Source organism: Acinetobacter sp. (assembly GCF_041919735.1).
Classification (GTDB): domain Bacteria; phylum Pseudomonadota; class Gammaproteobacteria; order Pseudomonadales; family Moraxellaceae; genus Acinetobacter.
Genome location: NZ_JAYRTF010000026.1, coordinates 1 through 18,214, shown reverse-complemented (window position 1 = coordinate 18,214; position 18,214 = coordinate 1). Strand labels below are relative to the sequence as shown.

Sequence of the window (18,214 nt, the reverse complement as noted above, 5' to 3'; positions counted from 1 at the left end):
TCCGCTATAACAAGAATCTAAAACTAAAAAAAGACGTATCAGTGGAATGAAAAAAGTCATCTTGACGGCATGCGCTGCGGCATTGGCAGCGCATGCTGCGCCTGCAGAGAATGCAAAATTAACGATCAGCAAAAATAATATTAAAGTCTGGACTTATCAGGACAGTCAGAATCCCGTAATGATGTATAAGGCTGAAACCACGCTGAATGTACCGATTGAGCAGGCTGTCGCGCTGGTTTTGAATGTCGAGCATGCAGTGGACTGGGTGCCGTTTTTAGGGCAGATGAAAATGCTGTCCCGTGACGATAAAAAAGGCGAATTCCTGCTGTATATGGTGCTGGATTTTCCATTTCCGCTGAAAGACCGCGATTTGGTGGTGCAGGGCAAAATGTTCAAAGATGCGCAAGGCGTCATCAGCATTCAAAATAAGGCGCTCAAAAAGGGCTATGCGCAGAACAGCAATTATGTGCGTTTGACACAGTATGAGGGCGATTGGGTTTTTCAAAAGCTCGGCCCGCAGAAGGTCAAAGTATCCACCTATGGCTATGCCAATCCTGAAGGCTCGATTCCGCTGCCGGTGGTGAATATGTTTGTGCAGCAGCAACCTTATCAGATGCTGCAGAAAATGAAAGCGGAACTGGCAAAACCGCAAGGGCCTGCTGAACTGCCGGCCATTTTGAAATAGCCCGCATGCACGCGGTTCAATCTTGTTTAGGCTGAGTCTTTTGTTGATCCGGTAGGCTGAAAGCGGTGATGGTTTTCAGCTGCAGAGGTTCAGGCAGTTCAATGCTTAACTGCGCGACAGTATTTCCCTGCTGAGGATCAGATAATTTCAGCTGAAACTGGCGCGCGGACAGTTGTTCACAGGCAAAGTGCAGTTTCTGCTGATACGGCAGTAAATTCATATTGTTTGAGCTTTGCGCTCTATAGATATATAAACGCTGGCTTGATGCACTGTAGAGCGTGGGCTGAACTTTCCACAACTGATAATGTGTCAGTTTTTGAGATTTTAAAAATCCATCAATGAGGGCGCTGCAGATAAAATTCTGCTGCTGTGCTATGGCATTCGGCTTTTGAGGCTGGCAGGCTAGAAGGCCAAGGCTTAAGCATAGCGTGAAAGTCATTGTTATTGTTTTCATAAATCTCTCCTGTATCTGATTGAAAAACTGTACAGCAAGCTTAGAACTGTTAATATTTTGGGTACAGATACAGTAAATATTAAAAAATGGGTACAGTATGGCTTTTCAGTACCAGCAGCTGGCGCAGCAGATCACACAGAAAATATATGCCGGGGAGCTCAGTGCAGATCAGCGCCTCAGTTCCTTGCGCCAGTTTGCAGAGCAGCAGCGGATCAGTTTGAATACAGCAAAGAGCTGCTATGAATTGCTGGAAGCCAACGGCTTGATTTATGTCAAAGCGAAGTCAGGCTACTTTGTGCAGAGTCAAACCTCTGGCCGTGAAATCGCAGTGCCTGAGCATTCGGACTTTCCGCCGAAAATGCGTGAAATTTCAAATTTGGAACTGCAAATCCAGATTCAGGAAGCAGCCATTAACAGCAAGCTGATTCATTTGGGTTCGATTCAGCTTTCTCCCAATCTGGTTCCTGCCAAGGCGCTGAGCCGTTCGATACAGCGTGCGCTGAAATGCTGCAGGCCCGAAGATTTTTTATACAGCAACCGGCAGGGGCATCTGCGGCTGCGCGAAGCGCTGTCTGCCCATTGGTCTGAAGATGGCTTTCATCTTGCCCCTGAGCAGATTTATATCAGCAATGGCTGTATGCCTGCGCTGTCAGTTATGATTCAGAGCTTGAGCGCAGAAGGGGACAGCATTATTGTCCCGACGCCAAATTATAATGGCCAGCTGCAGCTGTTGGCTTTACTGAAACGTAAAATTATTGAAATTCCTGCAGATACTGAAGGCTTTGATTTGGAGCGGCTAGAACAGGCGATGCGGCATTCGGGCGCGAAAGTCTGCCTGCTTACCGCGAATTTCCAAAATCCGCTGGGCTTTTGCCTCAGCAATGCCGCCAAGCAAAAGATTGCACAGCTGGCAGCTAAATATCAATGCTATATCATTGAAGATGATATTTATGCCGAGTGCAGTTTCAGCGCACAGCGGCCGCTGCCGATTCAATACTGGGATCAGCAGGGTTATGTAGTTTACTGTGGTTCGGTGTCCAAATCGTTATCGCCTTCTTACCGTTTAGGCTGGTTCTGCCTGCCGCCACGGCTGAAGTATTTGCATGCCAAACTGATTATTCAGAATGTTTCAGTCAATACGCCGCTGCAGCTGGGGTTGGCGGATCTGATTTACAGCCGGGCATACCGCCAGCATTTGGGCCAGCTGCGCCCCAAATTAATGAAGCAGGTAGAGCAGTACCGGCAATTTATCGCTCAGGCTTTTGCCGGCACGGCTTTGAGAATCAGCCATCCTCAAGGCAGCTATGCGTTATGGCTGCAGTTTCCTGCGCATCTGGATGGTCTGGCGCTGTACCAGCATGCGCTGCAGCAAGGCATCAATATTGTGCCCGGACTGCTGTTTGGAGAAGGTAGCCGCTATAACAACTGCATCCGCTTGAATGCCGGACATGAATTGTCCGCAGATGTTCAGCAGGCGATCGTGCAGCTGGCGCATTGGGTTAAGAATGCGCTTTCAGCCGCCGCATAAAGCGCCGTTTATGGCTTGGGGTGGATAAGGCCTGAATACGCAGGCCGAAAAAAGCCTGCTTGAGCAGCAGGCTTTTTCTGATTCGAGTGCAGCCGCTTAAAAATCGGCTTTCAGCACCACACGGTAGCGGACATGGCCGGCATGCAGCCGCTCAATGGCCTCATTAATCTGCGACATCGGGAACAGTTCAATCTGCGGCGCGATATTTTTGCGGGCTGCAAATTTCAGCAGCTGGCGCAGCGCTGCAGGCGAGCCTGTCGGTGAACCCGTGACTGATTTAGCGCCGCTGATCAGCGCGCCTGCAGGGATTTGCATCGGTTCCAGCGCTATGCCCAGCATATGAATGGTGCCGTTCGGCGCCAGGGCGGACAGGTAAGCCTGCCAGTTCAGCGTGACATTCACTGTGCTGAGCAGCAGGTCAAACTTGCCGCTTTGCGCTTTCAGTGCATCAGCATCCCGGCTGTTGACCACATGATCTGCTCCCATGGCTTTCAGTTCATCGGTTTTATCCAAGCTGGAGGTAAAGGCGGTAATTTCACAGCCCCATGCTTTCAGCAGCTTAATGGCCATATGGCCGAGCCCGCCAATGCCGATCACGCCCACATGGTGAATGGCCTGAATCTCGTGCTTTAAAATCGGGTCAAACACCGTAATGCCGCCGCAGAGCAAAGGCCCGGCAGATTCAGGATCTAAATCATCCGGCAGCGGAATGGCCCATTGCCAGCCGGCGCGGACTTTATCGGCAAAGCCGCCTGCATGGCCAACGATGGTGGCGGTTTTACCACCGGTGCATTGGACTTGGCGGCCCGATACGCAGGGATCGCAATGCTGGCAGCTTTCGGCCGTCCAGCCGATGCCGACGCGCTGTCCTAATTTTAAGCCTTTGGCTTCAGACCCGAGCTGTGAAATTGTGCCGATAATTTCATGGCCGGCAACCACAGGATAAACTGATGAGTTCCAGTCATTATTGATCACGGACAGGTCTGAATGGCAGAGGCCGCAGTATTCGACTTGGACTTCAATCTGGTGCGGAAGCAATTCTCCGGCATCAAACTGATAGGCTTGCAAAGCTTCACCCGCCTGCATGGCGGCATAGGCACGAATGGTATTGTCACTCATTTCAGAATTCCTTTTATACGGTGCTCGGGTGCTTAAATGCACAATGATTTTCATGATCATTGACCATGCCCACGGCCTGCATAAATGCATAGCAGATGGTTGGGCCAACAAATTTGAAGCCTTTCTTTTTCAGCGTTTTAGACATGTGCAGGCTTTCGGCGGTTTGCGCCGCCGCCATGCGGTAATCCGGCACATCATTGTCCAAAATCTGCTGCTGGGTAAAGGACCAGAGGAATTCAACAGGATCGATGCCGTCCTGCTTCAGCTGCAGCCACGCTATCGCATTGCTGCGGATAGCCTTGAGCTTGCCGATATGCCGGATGATGCCTGCATCCTGCACAATCTCCGCCAAGGCTTCGTCACTGAGCTGGGCAATGGCGCTGATGCTGTGCCGGAAAAAGTGCTGCCGGTAGGCTTCGCGCTTTTTTAAAACGGTAATCCAGGACAGCCCCGCCTGCTGGCCTTCCAAGCACAGCATTTCGAATACATGCGCTTCACTGCGTTCAGGGCGTCCCCATTCCTGATCATGATATGCGATATAGAGCGGGTCATCGGAGCACCAGCCGCAGCGTTGAATCGTCATGTCTCATGCTCCTGTAAAAAGGGCTTAAAGCTGGAATGCTGTCCATTGATCGGCTTGGTTATCCCAATACGACAGTTCCGCCTGCGGCAAATCAGTGAATTGAATCCAGACATCCTTGCCGGCTTTGTCGGCATAGCCCGTGCTGATCAGCAGGGCCTCTTCGGTAATTTCCATAATCCAGCCTTGATAGCTTTGCCCAGCTAAGACAATTTTTTGCTGATTGCCTGATTCCGCAAATTCGACTAGACGGTTGATCAATGCTTCTGACATGAATATTTCCTGATAATTAGCGTAAATAGGGGTATGGGTTGACTGCGCCTCGGCCTTTGCCATTCAGGTAAATGCCGTAATGCAGATGCGGCGCAGTGCGGCGCGCATTGCCTGTATTGCCGACATAGCCGATGAACTGGCCTTTTTTCACGCTGTCTCCGACATTCAGGCCGCGTTTATGGCTGTCTAAATGCGCATAGTAATGCCATGATCCGCCGGGCCCCATCACCCAGATCACTTTACCACCCAAATTGTTATTGCGTAAGTCAGCAATCAGGCCATCGGTTGCGCTGTACACTTTTGTTCCACGTGGAGCCATAATATCAATGCCTTCATGCGCGCGGCCCTGACTGCGCGATGCGCCCCAAGTATCGGTCAGCTTTTTGCGCTGAACACCGTCGACAGGAACAGGCAGGCTGTCAGAGAGGCGCATGTTTTTCAGCCTCAGCACCTGATCTGCCGGCAAGGCGGAAGAGGGCGGGCGTTTCGGCGCAGTGGTGCAGGCAGCCAGCAGGATGATTTGAAATCCAAGAAAGGCGAGAGCAATCTGGCGGAGCACGTCATTTTCCTTCATTCATTATTGTGTGGGGGATCGCCGTTGAGGCTTGCCCAGACTATGTCACAGATTGACGGCCGAGATCAATTTTTTCATGGCGGTCGGAATGCCCAGCGCAATGGCTTGATCCGGGCTGAGCCATTGCCCATTCAGCTCAATAGCGGCATGCTCTTTTTGCTCGGCAGGCAGTTCAAACACGGCCGCATCCAGCAGCCAGGTAAAGTGGGTAAAACTATGTGAAATCTGAGTGCGGGCATGGACCGGCTTTAAGCCCAAACTCTGCGCTTGCTGCAGCAATTCCTGCGGCTGATCAAAAATCGGCAGGCACCAGAGCCCGCCCCACAGGCCGCTGCTGGGGCGCTGGAGCCAGAGCCATTCATTGTCGCAGCGGATCAGCATGACGTCCGCCTGCTTAATGGGAACGGCTTTCTTGGGTTTTTTAACGGGCAATTCAGTTTCAATGCCTTGCTGATGCGCTTTGCACTGCTGCTGCATCGGGCAATACAGGCACAGCGGTTTTTTCGGGGTGCAGACGGTCGCGCCTAAATCCATAATGGCTTGAGTATAGTCATGATTGCGCTGTTCTGGGCAGAGCTGTTCCGCCAAGGCCCACATTTCACGTTCATGCTGCGGTTTGGACAGATCATCTTCAATGGCAAAAAAACGCGCCAGCACGCGCTTGACATTGCCGTCCATAATTACGCCGTATTGGCGCAGTCCCAGCGACATCAGCGCGCCAGCGGTAGAAGGGCCGATGCCGGGCAGTTCAATCCACTGTTCGAGCGTGTCTGGGAAATGGCCTTGCCGCGCAACTATGCCGGCAGCTTTATGCAGGTTGCGCGCGCGGGCGTAGTAGCCTAAGCCTGCCCAGTAGGGCGCCACATCATCCCACTGCGCTTGCCCAAGATCCTGCACCGTCGGGAAGCGCTGAATAAAGCGCTCAAAATACTGCAGCACCGTTTTGACTTGCGTCTGCTGCAGCATAATTTCAGATACCCAGACTTTATAAGGATCATCGGCAACCTGCCAAGGCAGATCATGGCGTCCATGCACATCAAACCAAGACAGCAGGGCATCTGAAAATACAAACATAGAATTGAACAGCGAACAGAAAAACTGCCTCAGTATACATGGAAATATTTACCCAGATTCCAGCAAAAGCGGAATATTGCAGGATGCCGGCGCAGAGACGAAAAAGGATCCGAAGATCCTTTTTTCATGGCTGGAAATCAGTTGCTGAAGCCCCAGCGTTCATCCAGCGCCAAAGTCTGATTTTCATAGCGCGGGATAATATGGATATGCAGATGTTCGCTGTTTTCGCCAAATACGGTGCCGTCATTGAAGCCGATATGGAAGCCGGTCGGATGATGGCGCAGCGTCAATTCATTTCTGGCCTGCTCCAGCAAAGACATCATGCTTTTACGCTCTTTATCGGTAATTTCAAAAAAAGAGCTGACATGGCGCAAGGGAATAATGACGCTATGCCCTTTTGACAGGCTGTGAGGTTCAGGCAAGATGACGCCAAATTCGTTCTGTGCAATGACATCATATTCATCATAATTGCAGTAAGGGCAGTTTTTGTCAGTCATTGTTCAATCCTCCAGATCATTATTCAAATTAGGTTCATGCAGCAAGGATGCTGATCATTTCAGCCGGCGGTCCAGCAGTTCATACATGGCTTCCAGGCTGGCTTTTTCAGCTGCAGCGTTATAGCCTAAATCAACACCGTTGGCTTTGGCGCGCTCGTCAGCTAAAGGGTTGCTGAAGCCGTGTTTGGCATCTTCAAAGATAATCACTTCATGCTCGACCTTGGCGGCATGCATTTCCTGACGGAATGCGGCGACATCATCAAAGCTGACCATGCTGTCCAGTTCGCCGTGCATGACTAAAATTTCCGCTTTCACTGCGCCTTCCTGCGCCGGCGCTTTGGGCGTTAAAATGGCATGGAAAGTGGCGACAGCCTGCAAGTCTGCGCCTGAGCGCGCTAAATCCAGAACCACTTTGCCGCCATAGCAAAAGCCGATGGCCGCCAGCTGATCGGCTTTGACTTCGCTTTGCTGCGCTAATGCGCTCAAGCCTGCAGATGCCCGATTGACAATGGTTTCCGGGTCTTCAAAGGTTTGCATCATCCATGCAGAAGCTTGTTTGGCATCGGCCGTGACTTTTTTGCCGCCATACATATCAATGGCTAAAGCCGCATAGCCATGCTCTGCCAATTCACGCGCGCGCTGTTCGGTATATTCATTGCGGCCCCACCATTCTGGCGCGACAATAACACCCGGCACAGCAGCATCGGTTTCCGGCGCAGCAAAATAGCCGGTCAGCTGGACGCCATCAGCCGCAGTATATTCAATTTCACGGGTTTTAATTTTCAGTGCCATGTATCTGTCCCTATTCAATGGAGTACATGATTAAAGCATAATCGGATAATTTTAATAATGATAAAAAATAATCTGTGTAAATTCAGCAGTCTAAAATTTAAAATAACAAAGGACAGATTGGATTATGCTCCAGCATACAGCGCATTGCCGCGCTGCCGCTGAAAAAAATGTAATGATTTATTTGGATGCGACTTCCAGCAGTTCAATATCAAAAATTAACGTGCTGTTTGGAGCAATAGCATCACCGGAACCGATTTGCCCATATGCTAAATTGGCGGGAATGAAAAAGCGGTATTTAGCGCCTTCTTTCATCAGCTGCAGGCCTTCGGTCCAGCCTTGAATCACTTGGCTGAGCTGGAAGCTGGCCGGCTGGTTGCGCGCAATAGAGCTGTCAAAGACAGTGCCGTCCAGCAAGCGCCCTTCATAATCCACTTTTACTGTTGAATTGGCTTTCGGCGATTTACCTTTGCCTTCTTTCAGCACCAGATACTGCAGGCCGGATTTATTGACTTTTACGCCATCTTTCTTGGCATTGTCCGCTAAAAATGCTGCACCGATTTTGGCATTTGCTTCGGCTGCCTGCTTCAGTTCAATCAGCTGCTTGGCTTCGGCCTGTTTTTTATACTGGGTCAGCACGCGGGTCATTTCTTCATCTGTGAGCGCGGAATCTTTGCCCTGAGATGCGGCTTTTAAACCGTCAATGAATGCATCGACATCCATATCCTTCATTGCATCAGCATTGCTGCGGCCCATCAGATAGCCAAAGCTGTAGCCGACTTGTTCTGCGACGCTGCTTTTATTGTTGATTTCTTTGGCGGACGCGCTGCCGGCGCAAAGGGCAAGGCAGAGCATGGTCATTTGAATTTTCATAAGAATCTCAAAAAAATAAAGAAAAGGAGAGCTGCGTTGCTCTCCTTTTCATTTTTGTTATTTGACTTTGATCAGTTCAACATCAAAAATTAAAGTGCTGTTCGGTGGAATCGTGCCCGGCACGCCTTGCTCTCCATAGCCCAGATTGGACGGGATATACAGCGTCGCTTTGCCGCCTTCCTTCATCAATTGCAGGCCTTCGGTCCAGCCCGGAATCACTTGATTCAGCGGGAATTCAATCGGCTCGCCGCGGTCAATCGAACTGTCAAACACTTTGCCGTCAACCAGCTCGCCTTTGTAGTGCACGGTCACGATAGAATTGGCCGTTGGCTGCTTGCCTGTGCCTTCTTGCGTGATTTTATACTGCAGGCCAGAAGCCGTAGTTTTCACGCCTGGTTTTTTCGCATTTTCTGCAAGGAACGAATCGCTGTTAGATTTTTCCTGTTTAGACTGATCCTGCTGTTTTTGCTGCATTTCCTGCTGGAACTGCATATAGGCTTTTTGCAGCTCTTCTTCCGTATAGGCAGGCTTAGCACGGGCATGGCCGGCACGCACACCCGTCACAAAACTGTCGATATTGAGTTCAGGCGGCGTTTGGTGCGCCACTTCATAGCCCAAAGCATAACTGATTTTCTCTACAGCAGAAGCATTGGCTGCAGGCTGTGTTGAGGTTGCTACCTGTACTGCAGGCTTTTGAGTTGCATAGTAAACTGGAACAAGTGCAGCACCGCCGAGAAGAACAGCGACAGCAATGGGTAGGGCCTTACTCATAAATTTTCCCAAAATTATTGTATATCTAAAAAGTTGCCAAAATTTTAGCAGACTTTCTCCGCCGCAGTTTTCTAAAGTTGCTGCCGCTTTGAAATTATCATAGTCATCTTTCGGCTATTATTCTATAAAACACTGAAAATATAAAACATTTTTTATACAATAAGAGGCCGGAAGCGTTTATTGAATTTATCCCTTAAACATGAAAAAAGCCAGTGTAAACACTGGCTTTTTTTAGGCAATCGAGCTTAATCCTGTTCTTTGGCCGCTTTATAGCCATAAGAATAATTATAGCCATAACCGTAGCCATAACCGCCAGAGGCGCGCTGAATATCGTTCAGAATAATGCCATTGACTTTAACGCCGACTTGCTCGAAACGGTTGACCGTCAGTTCAAGCTCTTTCATTTGCGTTTTCGCATAGCGGGCAATCACTAAGTTCACACCGGTATATTGTGAAATGATGATGCCGTCAGTCACAGCCAGCACAGGCGGCGTATCAATAATGATGTGGTCGTACATCGGTGAAAGCTGTTCCAGCAGCGCGGCGAATTTAGCAGAGCTGAGCAATTCGGATGGATTTGTAGGGTTTTTACCGCGGGTAATCACGCTCAGGCCGGAAATCTCAGTCGGCTTGATAATCGCGTTTAATTCTTGGAAACCATTCAGATAGTCCGCAAGGCCCGGCTGGTTGTCGCTGTTGAAATATTTATGCAGATAACCGCGGCGCATATCGGCATCGATAATCAGCACGCGTTTATCGCTTTGCGCCAAAATGGCAGCCAAGTTGGTTGAAATAAAGGACTTGCCGACTTCCGGCGCAGGCCCTGAAATCATGATGACATTATTTTTGGCTGCAGACATCGCAAAGTGAATAGCGGTGCGCATGCTGCGCAGGCTTTCAATGGCAATATCATCGCCGTTTTTAACTGCAAGAACAGGAATATGCTTTTTCTTTTTCAGCAGCTTAATGCGGCTTTCCTGAATAGAAGAACGCGGCACGGTCGCATAAACAGGCAAATCCAGTTCATTTTCAATTTGTGTAGAATCTTTGATGCCGGAACGCATCATATTGCGCAGCAGGGCCAGCAAGGTGCCTAAGAAGCCGCCTAAGAAGATCGACAAAATCAGAATTTGCAGTTTTTTAGGCGCAATAGGTTCAATCGGTTCAACAGCTGTATCGACTACACGGACATTGCCGATTTCACCAGCTTTGGCAATGCGCAACTGCTGATAAGAGTTCAGCAGGGCAGTATAGAGCTGGGTTTTTACTTCAACTTCGCGGTACAGCTGCAGATAGCGGCGCTGCAAATCTGGGAGCTGCTTTAAAGTACCTTCCAGCTCTGCAAGTTTTTTATTCAGCGCACTGAGCTGGGCATTCATTTGCTGCATCACAGGATGTTCGCTGGTATATTTGGCGCCAGCTTCAGCGACTTTTTGTTCCAGTTCCGCTTTTTGGGTTTCCAGCGTTACGCTTTGAGTTAAATACAGTTCAGATTCTTTGGTCACATCAACGGTATTATACTGCTGACGGAATTTGTTGAATTCACGTTCTGCAACATCCAGCTGTTTTTTGAGATCTGGCAGCTGTTCATCCAGGAATTTCAAGGTTTGCGCGCTTTCAGCCGAACGGCGCTCGATATTTTGATGGCTGTACGCCACGAGAATCGCGTTCAAAACTTGAGTGATGTGTTCTTTATCTTGGCCTTGATAATTCAGGCCCAGTACACCCGTCATTTTGCCTTTTTCAGCGACTGAATAGTTGACTAAAATACTGTCGACAGCCGCAGGCAGGGATTGTTTTTTAATCAGATAGGTGTCTTTGAATTGATCCTGGCTGAAAATCGAAACCTGCCACAGGCCATCATGGCTCTGCAGCTGATTGTCTGCGTTGATGCTGCCGCTGAATACAGTTTGTTCTGTTTTAGGATCCGTTAAGCTGATTTTGCTGCCTTGAAAGCGCAATTCCAGTGTTTTGTTGCGATAGGCAGCGGGAACGATGAATTTGCGGATATCAAAAGATTTTTCGTCATCTTTAAATAAAACCGACTTAGCCCGGTATTCAGTAGTGTAATCATGCGGCGCAAATAAACGGTCTGAAAATGAATTTTGAGTGCCGGAAATTTTTAAATCCAGATTCAGATTTTGAATGACGCTGCCAAGAACCAAGCGTGATTTTAGAATTTCAATTTCTGCTTGCGCCGGCTGTTTTTGGTCGATCATATTGGATAGATCACCCAATAAAGCTGCTGATGCACCTTTGCTTTCTTCGACTTGCACCATGGCATTTACTGAATAGGTGTCAGGGGTTGCCCGCAAATACAGCAGTGCGCAAACTAAACTTAAAATGACGCAAAGCGCAATCAGCTTCCATTGTGCAATTAAAGAAAAGAACAGTTCTTTTAAATCAATGGTATCTTCAGTATTGGTATTTTGGCTCATAATTGTCTTTCAAATTCAGTTAAATATGTTTTTTCCAGTCTGCAGCATACTGCTGAATCAGCTGACAGGTCTCATCAAAGACAGATTGATCATGGCGGTACGGGTCGGCGACATTTTTGCCTTGCCAATGTCCAAGGCGGAAAGTTTTGCCTTTGGCAAAAGGCCAAGTCTGTTCAATATGCTTTTGCTGGTTTTGGCTCATGACTAAAATTAAATCGGCCTGCTTAATTAAGTCTGCATTCAGCTTGCGCGCAACATGTCCAGACATGTCAATGCCTAAGCGTTGCATGCAGCGCTGCGCTTTATCATCAGCTGCATGGCCAATCAGTCCGGAAATGCCGGCAGAATGAATTTTTAAATGCGGATATTCCTGTTTTAAAAGATATTCCGCCATCGGGCTTCGGCAAATATTGCCGATGCAAACCACTAATATATTCTGAATCTGCATTATTGCCCCAAACGATCTACATTATAAATCATGTTGGAGAATGGAATAACTTGGTTGACGATACGCTGCCAGCGCGCCAAGCCTGAAGCATCGACATAAATAATGTCATTGCTACGTAGTTTAAATTGGTTGGCGAGGCCAAAATCACCAATACTGGTTAAATTCAGGTGATAAATTTCGGTCATCGGGTTGCTTGGGCTGCTGCGCACCACATAAATTTTACCGCGGCTGGCAGACAGCGGATTGAGGCCTAAACTTTCACCCAAAGCATCGCTCAAAGTCATACCTTGATCACGCATAGGCAAGGACTGGTTTTTTCCAGACTCGCCCATCACATAAATTTTCTGATTTTCGCGGGAGTTGACATAAATCGTGTCATTGGGCTGGATCAGTAAGTTATGTAAAGAATATCCTGCCTTTTCCAGCTCAATGCTGTTCAGATTATAAGTCTGCCCTTGGCGCACTAAAGTAATGGACGTGTTGTCGCCATATTGGGTATTGACGCCGCCCGCCATGCCTAAAGCGCTATAAATGCTGATCGGCTGATCACTCAATGAGAACTGTCCGCCCTTCATGACGTTGCCTTGTACAGAAAAACGCTGTCCTTGGTAAGAAAGCACACGCGCCACAACGTCAGGCGTTTTTAAGTAGCGCGCCAGCTGGTTGCGTAACTCTTGATTGACTTGATTCAATGTTTTTCCAGCAGCTTTATAACGGCCAATCACTGGGAACTGAATATAACCTTGCTGGTCAATCTGATAGCCATTGGATTTAATGGCTTCTTCATTGCTGATGGTATTGGTCGGCGGGGTGATTTCAGGATAAGCCCATAAATAAATGGAGAGGATATCGCCTGCACTTAAGCGGTAATTTTTATGGCCAGCCTGAAATAAACCGGCGTAGCTTTGCTGATTGATTTGCGCGGGCTGCACGGCAGCGAGCGTTTCTTGAGTGAGCTTAACTACATTGACTTGTGTCCCCAAATCAGTCTGATAAACACCTTCATCGGGCAAATCATAGGTTTGCAAGCCTGAAGTAATGGCGCAGCCCGTTATTCCTAAACTGAATGCTAACATAATGCTATAACGGTAGTAACTCACTCTGAATCCTGTTTTATAGAAATAATTAATGCTTAATTAGGTCGAATCATGCCTAAAATTTAATATAAAAGCGACGGTATTTTATACCAAGAAATGTTATCAGCCTAGCATTTCACGCATAAAACTGTTTAAACTTGTTAATATTTTGATATTAAATAAATATTTTTTAAACATGGGTATTTTTTTAAGCAGTTTTTTGGTTTTTGTTTGGAGTGTGGAATATTTTTCATATAAATAAACTGTGTTTAATTATGCAACCGTTTTCTAGTGCTTTAAAATGAGTTAATACTTTGTTTACGAAAAAATATATTTGGCAATATAAAATTAATAATTTTCTGTTATATTAAGCGCGTTTTAAATTTGTTCTTAATATAGACATATAAGATAACATAAAAGGCTTAAGTGGAATGTTACAGCTCTCGGATCTGAAAATTGCAGTTATTGGACTTGGTTATGTGGGGTTACCTCTAGCCGTTGAATTTGGTAAGAAAGTACCTGTGGTTGGTTTTGATATTCATCAAAAACGAATTGATGAATTAAAAAGCGGTCAAGATCATACCTTAGAGGTGTCACCAGAAGAATTATCACAATCAAAATATTTGCAGTACTCGGCAAATTTAGAAGATCTTAAAGACTGCAACTTTTTTATTGTGACTGTACCGACCCCAATTGATGAATACAAACAGCCTGATTTAACCCCGTTAGTTAAAGCATCGACTAGTATTGGTCAAGTGCTTTCTAAAGGCGATGTCGTGGTGTATGAATCAACGGTTTACCCAGGGGCAACAGAAGAAACCTGTATTCCTGTATTGGAAAAAGTTTCTGGCTTGAAATTCAATCAGGATTTTTTTGCAGGTTATAGCCCTGAACGTATTAACCCAGGCGATAAACTGCATCGTGTGACTAATATTCTAAAAATTACTTCAGGTTCAACCCCAGAAGTGGCTGATTATGTGGATCAAGTTTATAATCTGATTATTGAAGCAGGTACACATAAAGCTTCTAGCATTAAAGTTGCAGAAGCGGCGAAAGTGATTGAAAACACTCAGCGTGATGTCAATATTGCTTTGATCAATGAATTGGCCGTGATCTTTAATAAAATGGACATTGATACCGAAGCTGTACTTCAAGCAGCAGGAACCAAATGGAACTTCTTGCCGTTCCGTCCGGGTCTAGTGGGCGGTCATTGTATCGGTGTTGATCCATACTATTTAACCCATAAAGCCCAAGCAATCGGTTACCATCCTGAAATTATTCTGGCAGGCCGCCGTCTGAATGACAGTATGGGGGCTTATGTAGTAACTCAGCTTGTTAAGGGTATGATTAAAAAGAAAATTCAAGTTGAAGGTGCAAAAGTTCTGGTGCTCGGCTTGAGTTTTAAAGAAAACTGCCCAGATATTCGTAATACAAAGATTATTGATATTGTGCATGAGCTGCAAGAATATCATATACAGGCAGATGTTTATGATCCTTGGGTGGACAGTGCAGAAGCTGAACATGAATATGGTATTACACCCGTTTCTAGTCTAAAAAATGGGCAATATGATGCCGTGATTCTAGCTGTAGCACATGAGCAGTTTAAAGTTATGGGGGCAGATGCACTTCGCGCACTTGGCAAGTCTGCACATGTACTTTATGACTTGAAATATGTGCTTGACCAATCTGAATCTGATATCCGTCTTTAAGTAATAGAGTAATATAGAGTAATAATGATGAGCCAATATAAAAATGTTTGTGAACAACTTAAGAGTCAGCCGAAAACATGGCTGGTGACGGGAGTGGCTGGCTTTATTGGCTCAAACCTATTAGAAACTTTATTAAAACTTGATCAAAAGGTTGTGGGATTAGATAATTTTGCCACAGGTCATCAATATAATTTGGATGAAGTACAAAGTTTAGTTTCTGCTGAGCAATGGATGAATTTCCGTTTTATTGAAGGCGATATTCGTAAATTCGAGGATTGTCAAAACGCTTGCGCAGGCGTGGATTATGTTTTGCATCAAGCCGCTTTAGGTTCAGTACCTCGTTCAATTGCTGACCCGATTACGACTAATGAAACCAATATCAGCGGCTTCTTGAATATGCTCACTGCTGCGCGTGATGCTGATGTTTCAAGCTTTACTTATGCAGCCAGCAGTTCAACTTATGGTGATCACCCTGCGTTGCCAAAAGTCGAAGAAAATATTGGTAAGCCATTGTCACCTTATGCCGTGACCAAATATGTCAATGAACTATACGCCGATGTATTTGCAAAAACTTATGGTTTTAAAGCGATTGGTCTACGTTACTTCAACGTGTTTGGTCAACGCCAAGATCCAAATGGGGCGTATGCGGCGGTGATTCCGAAATGGACAGCAGCTATGATTGCGGGTGATGATGTGTTTATCAATGGTGATGGTGAAACCAGCCGTGATTTCTGCTTTATCGACAACACAGTACAAGCCAATATTTTGGCAGCAACAGCATCTGATGAAGCTAAAAATCAGGTTTATAATGTAGCAGTTGGAGATCGTACGACACTCAATGATTTGTTTAATGCCATTAAAACTGCGTTAAATGAAAATGGCGTGACTTATACCAAAGAGCCTGCATATCGTGATTTTCGTGCTGGGGATGTTCGACATTCGCAAGCAAGTATAGAGAAAATAAAAAAAATGCTAGGCTATGCTCCACAATTCCGTATTGATGATGGAATTGGTATTGCTATGTCATGGTATGTAAAAAGCTTAGCCTAAAAAATATGTGGAGTCTGTTAAATAAGGCAAAATGGTTGTTGAGTGGCAATATCTTATTTGCTTTTTCACAATGGCTGATGCTAATTATGTTTAGTCATTTTAGTAGCCCGACACAATTGGGCTATTACTCATATGCTTTAGCCATAACAGCTCCTATTTTCATGTTATTTAATTTGCAATTGAGACCATTAGTTGTAGCTGATCTAAATTTAGAAAAGAAATTTAGTTTTTCAGAGTATTTATCATTAAGGTTATTAACAACATTCTGCGCAATTATTGTTAGTTTGTTTTTTATAGACTGGAATAACAATCTTGCATTAAGTATTGTGCTTATTGTTGTGTTTATAAAGTCGAGTGAAGCTGTATCAGATATTGTTTATGCTTACTATAATGCAAATAAGAAAACAAAATTTATTAGTAAGTCGCTAACGATCAAGTCAATTTTAGTTACTGTATCTTCATTCTGTATTCTTTATATGATGCATAACATAGTATATGCGCTTATCGCTATGCTTATAGGTTATCTTTTAATTCTAGTTTTCTTAGACATTAGAAAGAATATTGAACACTTACAAGAAGTTAATGTTTTTAATAAAAATTTGAAGAAAATTGTACAGACTGGGTTGCCATTAGGTATTGCAGTGATGTTGGTTTCATTGCAGACAAATATTCCTCGGTATTTTTTAGAACATTATTCAAGTGTAGAGTTGGTTGGTGTTTACACCATTTTGTACTACTTTATTGTAATCGGTGGGATTGTGATAAATTCAGTATGTCAATATTTGAGTCCATACTTTTCAGAATTTTATAGAGATTTAAGAATAGAGGAATTAAAGAGAATAATAAAAAATGCATTTTTTATAGCATTATCTCTTGGTGTGGCTGGTTTAGTTATATCTTTATTCTTGAATGATTTTATTATAAAAACTATATATGGTAAGGATTATCTGGCATATGCTTATTTATTACCTTATATTATGATTGCTGGAATATTTACCTATCTTTCAGTAGTAAATGGTTATTTGCTTACAAGTCTAAAATTGTTAAAAATACAAATGCCTGTTTTTTTAATTTTAGTATGTTTGACAGTGATATATAGCTATTTATTGATCCCAGTTTATGGATTAACTGGAGCTATCTATACAACAATATTGTCTGCAGTTTCCCAATTTCTAATTAGCTCATTTATTATTTATACAAAAATTCAGGAATTGACTCGAGATGTCTAAGAAAGTTGTACATGTTTTAGGTGCAATGAATGCTGGTGGTGTAGAGGCATGGTTGATGACTTTGCTACGTAATACTGATAAAGGGTTGATTGATCATGAGTTTATTGTTCATCACAAAGAAAAAGCATTTTATGATGATGAGATTTATAGTTTAGGTAGTCAGATTCATTATTGTCAGTATTCTGCAAATCCATTTATATATGGAATAAATTTGTATCGAATTTTTAAGAAAACAAAGCCAGATGTCGTGCATAGTCATGTGCATGCTTTTAGTGGTTTAGTATTACTTATTGCCTTTTTAAGTGGGATAAATAATAGAATTAGTCATTCTCATAGCGATACTAGATTTAAAGAAAAAAATATTTCTTTTATTCGTAAGTTATATTTTTTATTAATGAAATTTTTAATATCTGTTTTTGCAACAACGAGAATCGCGGTGAGTAGTCTGGCAGCAGAAAATCTATACGGAATGAATTGGAAGACTAAGAAAAATTGTGTGGTCATTCCTTGTGGAATAGATATTAGTCGATATGATCCAAAATATAAAAATGCGAATATGCGCAACGATTTCGGTTTACCTGAAGATGCTTTGGTAGTTGGTCATGTTGGACGCTTTGAAGAGCCTAAAAATCATGGCTTTTTGATTGATGTTTTTTTTGAAATTCATAAACAAAATTCTAATGCCTATTTAGTACTGGTAGGAGATGGTGTACTGAGGACTCAAATTGAGGAAAAAGTGGCAGCTCTGGGGCTTTCCTCTAAAGTTGTATTTCTGGGCTTACGTAAAGATGTACCGTTGTTGATGTTAAGTGTATTTGATATCTTTGTGTTTCCTTCTTTATGGGAAGGACTAGGTTTAGTTGCTGTAGAAGCTCAAAGTGCGGGATTATTATGCATTGCTTCAAATAATGTACCTAAAGAAGCAGATGTTGGTTCTTGTGTATACTTAGATTTAAATAAAAGTTTATGGGTAGATAATATTTTAAATTATAAAAATAAAGATAAAAATTTAGAAAATGAAAGATATAGTATTGAAAAAAGTATTGA

General features: G+C 44.7%; 19 protein-coding genes. 6 read left to right on the top strand and 13 right to left on the bottom strand.

Going from position 1 to position 18,214, the window contains the following annotated elements:
* Nucleotides 1–46: 46 nt before the first annotated feature.
* Nucleotides 47–685: an START domain-containing protein gene (locus ACE3T3_RS13610; protein ID WP_374667810.1), complete on the top strand. Its 639-nt coding sequence runs from the start codon at nucleotides 47–49 to the stop codon at nucleotides 683–685.
* Between the two features lie 16 nt (nucleotides 686–701).
* On the opposite strand, the gene ACE3T3_RS13605 is transcribed toward ACE3T3_RS13610, so the two are convergent.
* Entirely contained in the window at nucleotides 702–1,139 is a 438-nt protein-coding gene (locus ACE3T3_RS13605; protein ID WP_374667809.1) for a hypothetical protein, read from the bottom strand.
* 97 nt (nucleotides 1,140–1,236) lie between these two features.
* On the opposite strand from ACE3T3_RS13605, the gene ACE3T3_RS13600 reads away from it, so the two are divergent.
* On the top strand, nucleotides 1,237–2,667 hold the full coding sequence (locus tag ACE3T3_RS13600) for a PLP-dependent aminotransferase family protein (protein ID WP_374667807.1): 1,431 nt from the start codon (nucleotides 1,237–1,239) through the stop codon (nucleotides 2,665–2,667).
* Between the two features lie 96 nt (nucleotides 2,668–2,763).
* On the opposite strand, the gene ACE3T3_RS13595 is transcribed toward ACE3T3_RS13600, so the two are convergent.
* From ACE3T3_RS13595 to ACE3T3_RS13540, 12 genes are all read right to left on the bottom strand, one after another.
* Nucleotides 2,764–3,786 (bottom strand): NAD(P)-dependent alcohol dehydrogenase, encoded by a 1,023-nt coding sequence (locus ACE3T3_RS13595; protein ID WP_374667805.1) that lies wholly within the window; start codon nucleotides 3,784–3,786, stop codon nucleotides 2,764–2,766.
* 13 nt (nucleotides 3,787–3,799) lie between these two features.
* On the bottom strand, nucleotides 3,800–4,369 hold the full coding sequence (locus tag ACE3T3_RS13590) for a DNA-3-methyladenine glycosylase I (RefSeq protein ID WP_374667803.1): 570 nt from the start codon (nucleotides 4,367–4,369) through the stop codon (nucleotides 3,800–3,802).
* A gap of 24 nt (nucleotides 4,370–4,393) precedes the next feature.
* The gene (locus ACE3T3_RS13585) at nucleotides 4,394–4,639 is read right to left on the bottom strand and encodes a hypothetical protein (RefSeq protein WP_374667801.1); all 246 of its coding nucleotides are present in this window, start codon (nucleotides 4,637–4,639) and stop codon (nucleotides 4,394–4,396) included.
* A gap of 16 nt (nucleotides 4,640–4,655) precedes the next feature.
* Complete coding sequence (locus ACE3T3_RS13580) at nucleotides 4,656–5,213, bottom strand: M23 family metallopeptidase (protein WP_374667799.1); 558 nt, start codon at nucleotides 5,211–5,213, stop codon at nucleotides 4,656–4,658.
* A 45-nt stretch (nucleotides 5,214–5,258) separates the two neighbouring features.
* Nucleotides 5,259–6,287, bottom strand: a complete 1,029-nt coding sequence (gene mutY, locus ACE3T3_RS13575; protein ID WP_374667797.1) for an A/G-specific adenine glycosylase — start codon at nucleotides 6,285–6,287, stop codon at nucleotides 5,259–5,261.
* A gap of 137 nt (nucleotides 6,288–6,424) precedes the next feature.
* Nucleotides 6,425–6,784: an HIT family protein gene (locus ACE3T3_RS13570; protein WP_374667795.1), complete on the bottom strand. Its 360-nt coding sequence runs from the start codon at nucleotides 6,782–6,784 to the stop codon at nucleotides 6,425–6,427.
* 54 nt (nucleotides 6,785–6,838) lie between these two features.
* Entirely contained in the window at nucleotides 6,839–7,576 is a 738-nt protein-coding gene (locus ACE3T3_RS13565) for a dienelactone hydrolase family protein (protein ID WP_374667793.1), read from the bottom strand.
* Between the two features lie 177 nt (nucleotides 7,577–7,753).
* On the bottom strand, nucleotides 7,754–8,446 hold the full coding sequence (locus ACE3T3_RS13560) for an FKBP-type peptidyl-prolyl cis-trans isomerase (RefSeq protein WP_374667791.1): 693 nt from the start codon (nucleotides 8,444–8,446) through the stop codon (nucleotides 7,754–7,756).
* Between the two features lie 57 nt (nucleotides 8,447–8,503).
* Entirely contained in the window at nucleotides 8,504–9,217 is a 714-nt protein-coding gene (locus ACE3T3_RS13555; protein ID WP_374667789.1) for an FKBP-type peptidyl-prolyl cis-trans isomerase, read from the bottom strand.
* Between the two features lie 245 nt (nucleotides 9,218–9,462).
* Nucleotides 9,463–11,655, bottom strand: a complete 2,193-nt coding sequence (locus ACE3T3_RS13550; RefSeq protein WP_374667787.1) for a polysaccharide biosynthesis tyrosine autokinase — start codon at nucleotides 11,653–11,655, stop codon at nucleotides 9,463–9,465.
* 19 nt (nucleotides 11,656–11,674) lie between these two features.
* Nucleotides 11,675–12,103 carry a low molecular weight protein-tyrosine-phosphatase gene (locus ACE3T3_RS13545; protein ID WP_374667785.1) on the bottom strand — a complete coding sequence of 143 codons (429 nt, stop codon included), beginning with the start codon at nucleotides 12,101–12,103 and terminating at the stop codon, nucleotides 11,675–11,677.
* Nucleotides 12,103–13,179 (bottom strand): polysaccharide biosynthesis/export family protein, encoded by a 1,077-nt coding sequence (locus ACE3T3_RS13540; RefSeq protein WP_374667861.1) that lies wholly within the window; start codon nucleotides 13,177–13,179, stop codon nucleotides 12,103–12,105. Before ACE3T3_RS13540 ends, ACE3T3_RS13545 begins: the two co-directional genes overlap by 1 nt.
* A 431-nt stretch (nucleotides 13,180–13,610) precedes the next feature.
* On the opposite strand from ACE3T3_RS13540, the gene tviB reads away from it, so the two are divergent.
* The 4 genes from tviB to ACE3T3_RS13520 all read left to right on the top strand — a co-directional run.
* Nucleotides 13,611–14,888 (top strand): Vi polysaccharide biosynthesis UDP-N-acetylglucosamine C-6 dehydrogenase TviB, encoded by a 1,278-nt coding sequence (gene tviB / locus ACE3T3_RS13535; RefSeq protein WP_374667782.1) that lies wholly within the window; start codon nucleotides 13,611–13,613, stop codon nucleotides 14,886–14,888.
* Between the two features lie 27 nt (nucleotides 14,889–14,915).
* A complete protein-coding gene (locus ACE3T3_RS13530) occupies nucleotides 14,916–15,938 on the top strand; it encodes an NAD-dependent epimerase/dehydratase family protein (protein WP_374667859.1) in 1,023 nt (340 codons plus the stop codon).
* The gene (locus ACE3T3_RS13525) at nucleotides 15,914–17,167 is read left to right on the top strand and encodes an oligosaccharide flippase family protein (RefSeq protein WP_374667780.1); all 1,254 of its coding nucleotides are present in this window, start codon (nucleotides 15,914–15,916) and stop codon (nucleotides 17,165–17,167) included. The genes ACE3T3_RS13530 and ACE3T3_RS13525 overlap by 25 nt, the downstream gene beginning before the upstream one ends.
* On the top strand, nucleotides 17,160–18,214 hold a 1,055-nt coding region (locus ACE3T3_RS13520), incomplete at its 3' end, for a glycosyltransferase family 1 protein (RefSeq protein ID WP_374667778.1). The genes ACE3T3_RS13525 and ACE3T3_RS13520, both read left to right, overlap by 8 nt.

Coding starts and splice junctions, on each gene's coding strand:
- ACE3T3_RS13610 (WP_374667810.1), top strand. CDS start 47: ATGAAAAAAGTCATCTTGACGGCATGCGCTGCGGCATTGGCAGCGCAT.
- ACE3T3_RS13605 (WP_374667809.1), bottom strand. CDS start 1,139: ATGAAAACAATAACAATGACTTTCACGCTATGCTTAAGCCTTGGCCTT.
- ACE3T3_RS13600 (WP_374667807.1), top strand. CDS start 1,237: ATGGCTTTTCAGTACCAGCAGCTGGCGCAGCAGATCACACAGAAAATA.
- ACE3T3_RS13595 (WP_374667805.1), bottom strand. CDS start 3,786: ATGAGTGACAATACCATTCGTGCCTATGCCGCCATGCAGGCGGGTGAA.
- ACE3T3_RS13590 (WP_374667803.1), bottom strand. CDS start 4,369: ATGACGATTCAACGCTGCGGCTGGTGCTCCGATGACCCGCTCTATATC.
- ACE3T3_RS13585 (WP_374667801.1), bottom strand. CDS start 4,639: ATGTCAGAAGCATTGATCAACCGTCTAGTCGAATTTGCGGAATCAGGC.
- ACE3T3_RS13580 (WP_374667799.1), bottom strand. CDS start 5,213: ATGAAGGAAAATGACGTGCTCCGCCAGATTGCTCTCGCCTTTCTTGGA.
- mutY (WP_374667797.1), bottom strand. CDS start 6,287: ATGTTTGTATTTTCAGATGCCCTGCTGTCTTGGTTTGATGTGCATGGA.
- ACE3T3_RS13570 (WP_374667795.1), bottom strand. CDS start 6,784: ATGACTGACAAAAACTGCCCTTACTGCAATTATGATGAATATGATGTC.
- ACE3T3_RS13565 (WP_374667793.1), bottom strand. CDS start 7,576: ATGGCACTGAAAATTAAAACCCGTGAAATTGAATATACTGCGGCTGAT.
- ACE3T3_RS13560 (WP_374667791.1), bottom strand. CDS start 8,446: ATGAAAATTCAAATGACCATGCTCTGCCTTGCCCTTTGCGCCGGCAGC.
- ACE3T3_RS13555 (WP_374667789.1), bottom strand. CDS start 9,217: ATGAGTAAGGCCCTACCCATTGCTGTCGCTGTTCTTCTCGGCGGTGCT.
- ACE3T3_RS13550 (WP_374667787.1), bottom strand. CDS start 11,655: ATGAGCCAAAATACCAATACTGAAGATACCATTGATTTAAAAGAACTG.
- ACE3T3_RS13545 (WP_374667785.1), bottom strand. CDS start 12,103: ATGCAGATTCAGAATATATTAGTGGTTTGCATCGGCAATATTTGCCGA.
- ACE3T3_RS13540 (WP_374667861.1), bottom strand. CDS start 13,179: ATGTTAGCATTCAGTTTAGGAATAACGGGCTGCGCCATTACTTCAGGC.
- tviB (WP_374667782.1), top strand. CDS start 13,611: ATGTTACAGCTCTCGGATCTGAAAATTGCAGTTATTGGACTTGGTTAT.
- ACE3T3_RS13530 (WP_374667859.1), top strand. CDS start 14,916: ATGAGCCAATATAAAAATGTTTGTGAACAACTTAAGAGTCAGCCGAAA.
- ACE3T3_RS13525 (WP_374667780.1), top strand. CDS start 15,914: ATGGTATGTAAAAAGCTTAGCCTAAAAAATATGTGGAGTCTGTTAAAT.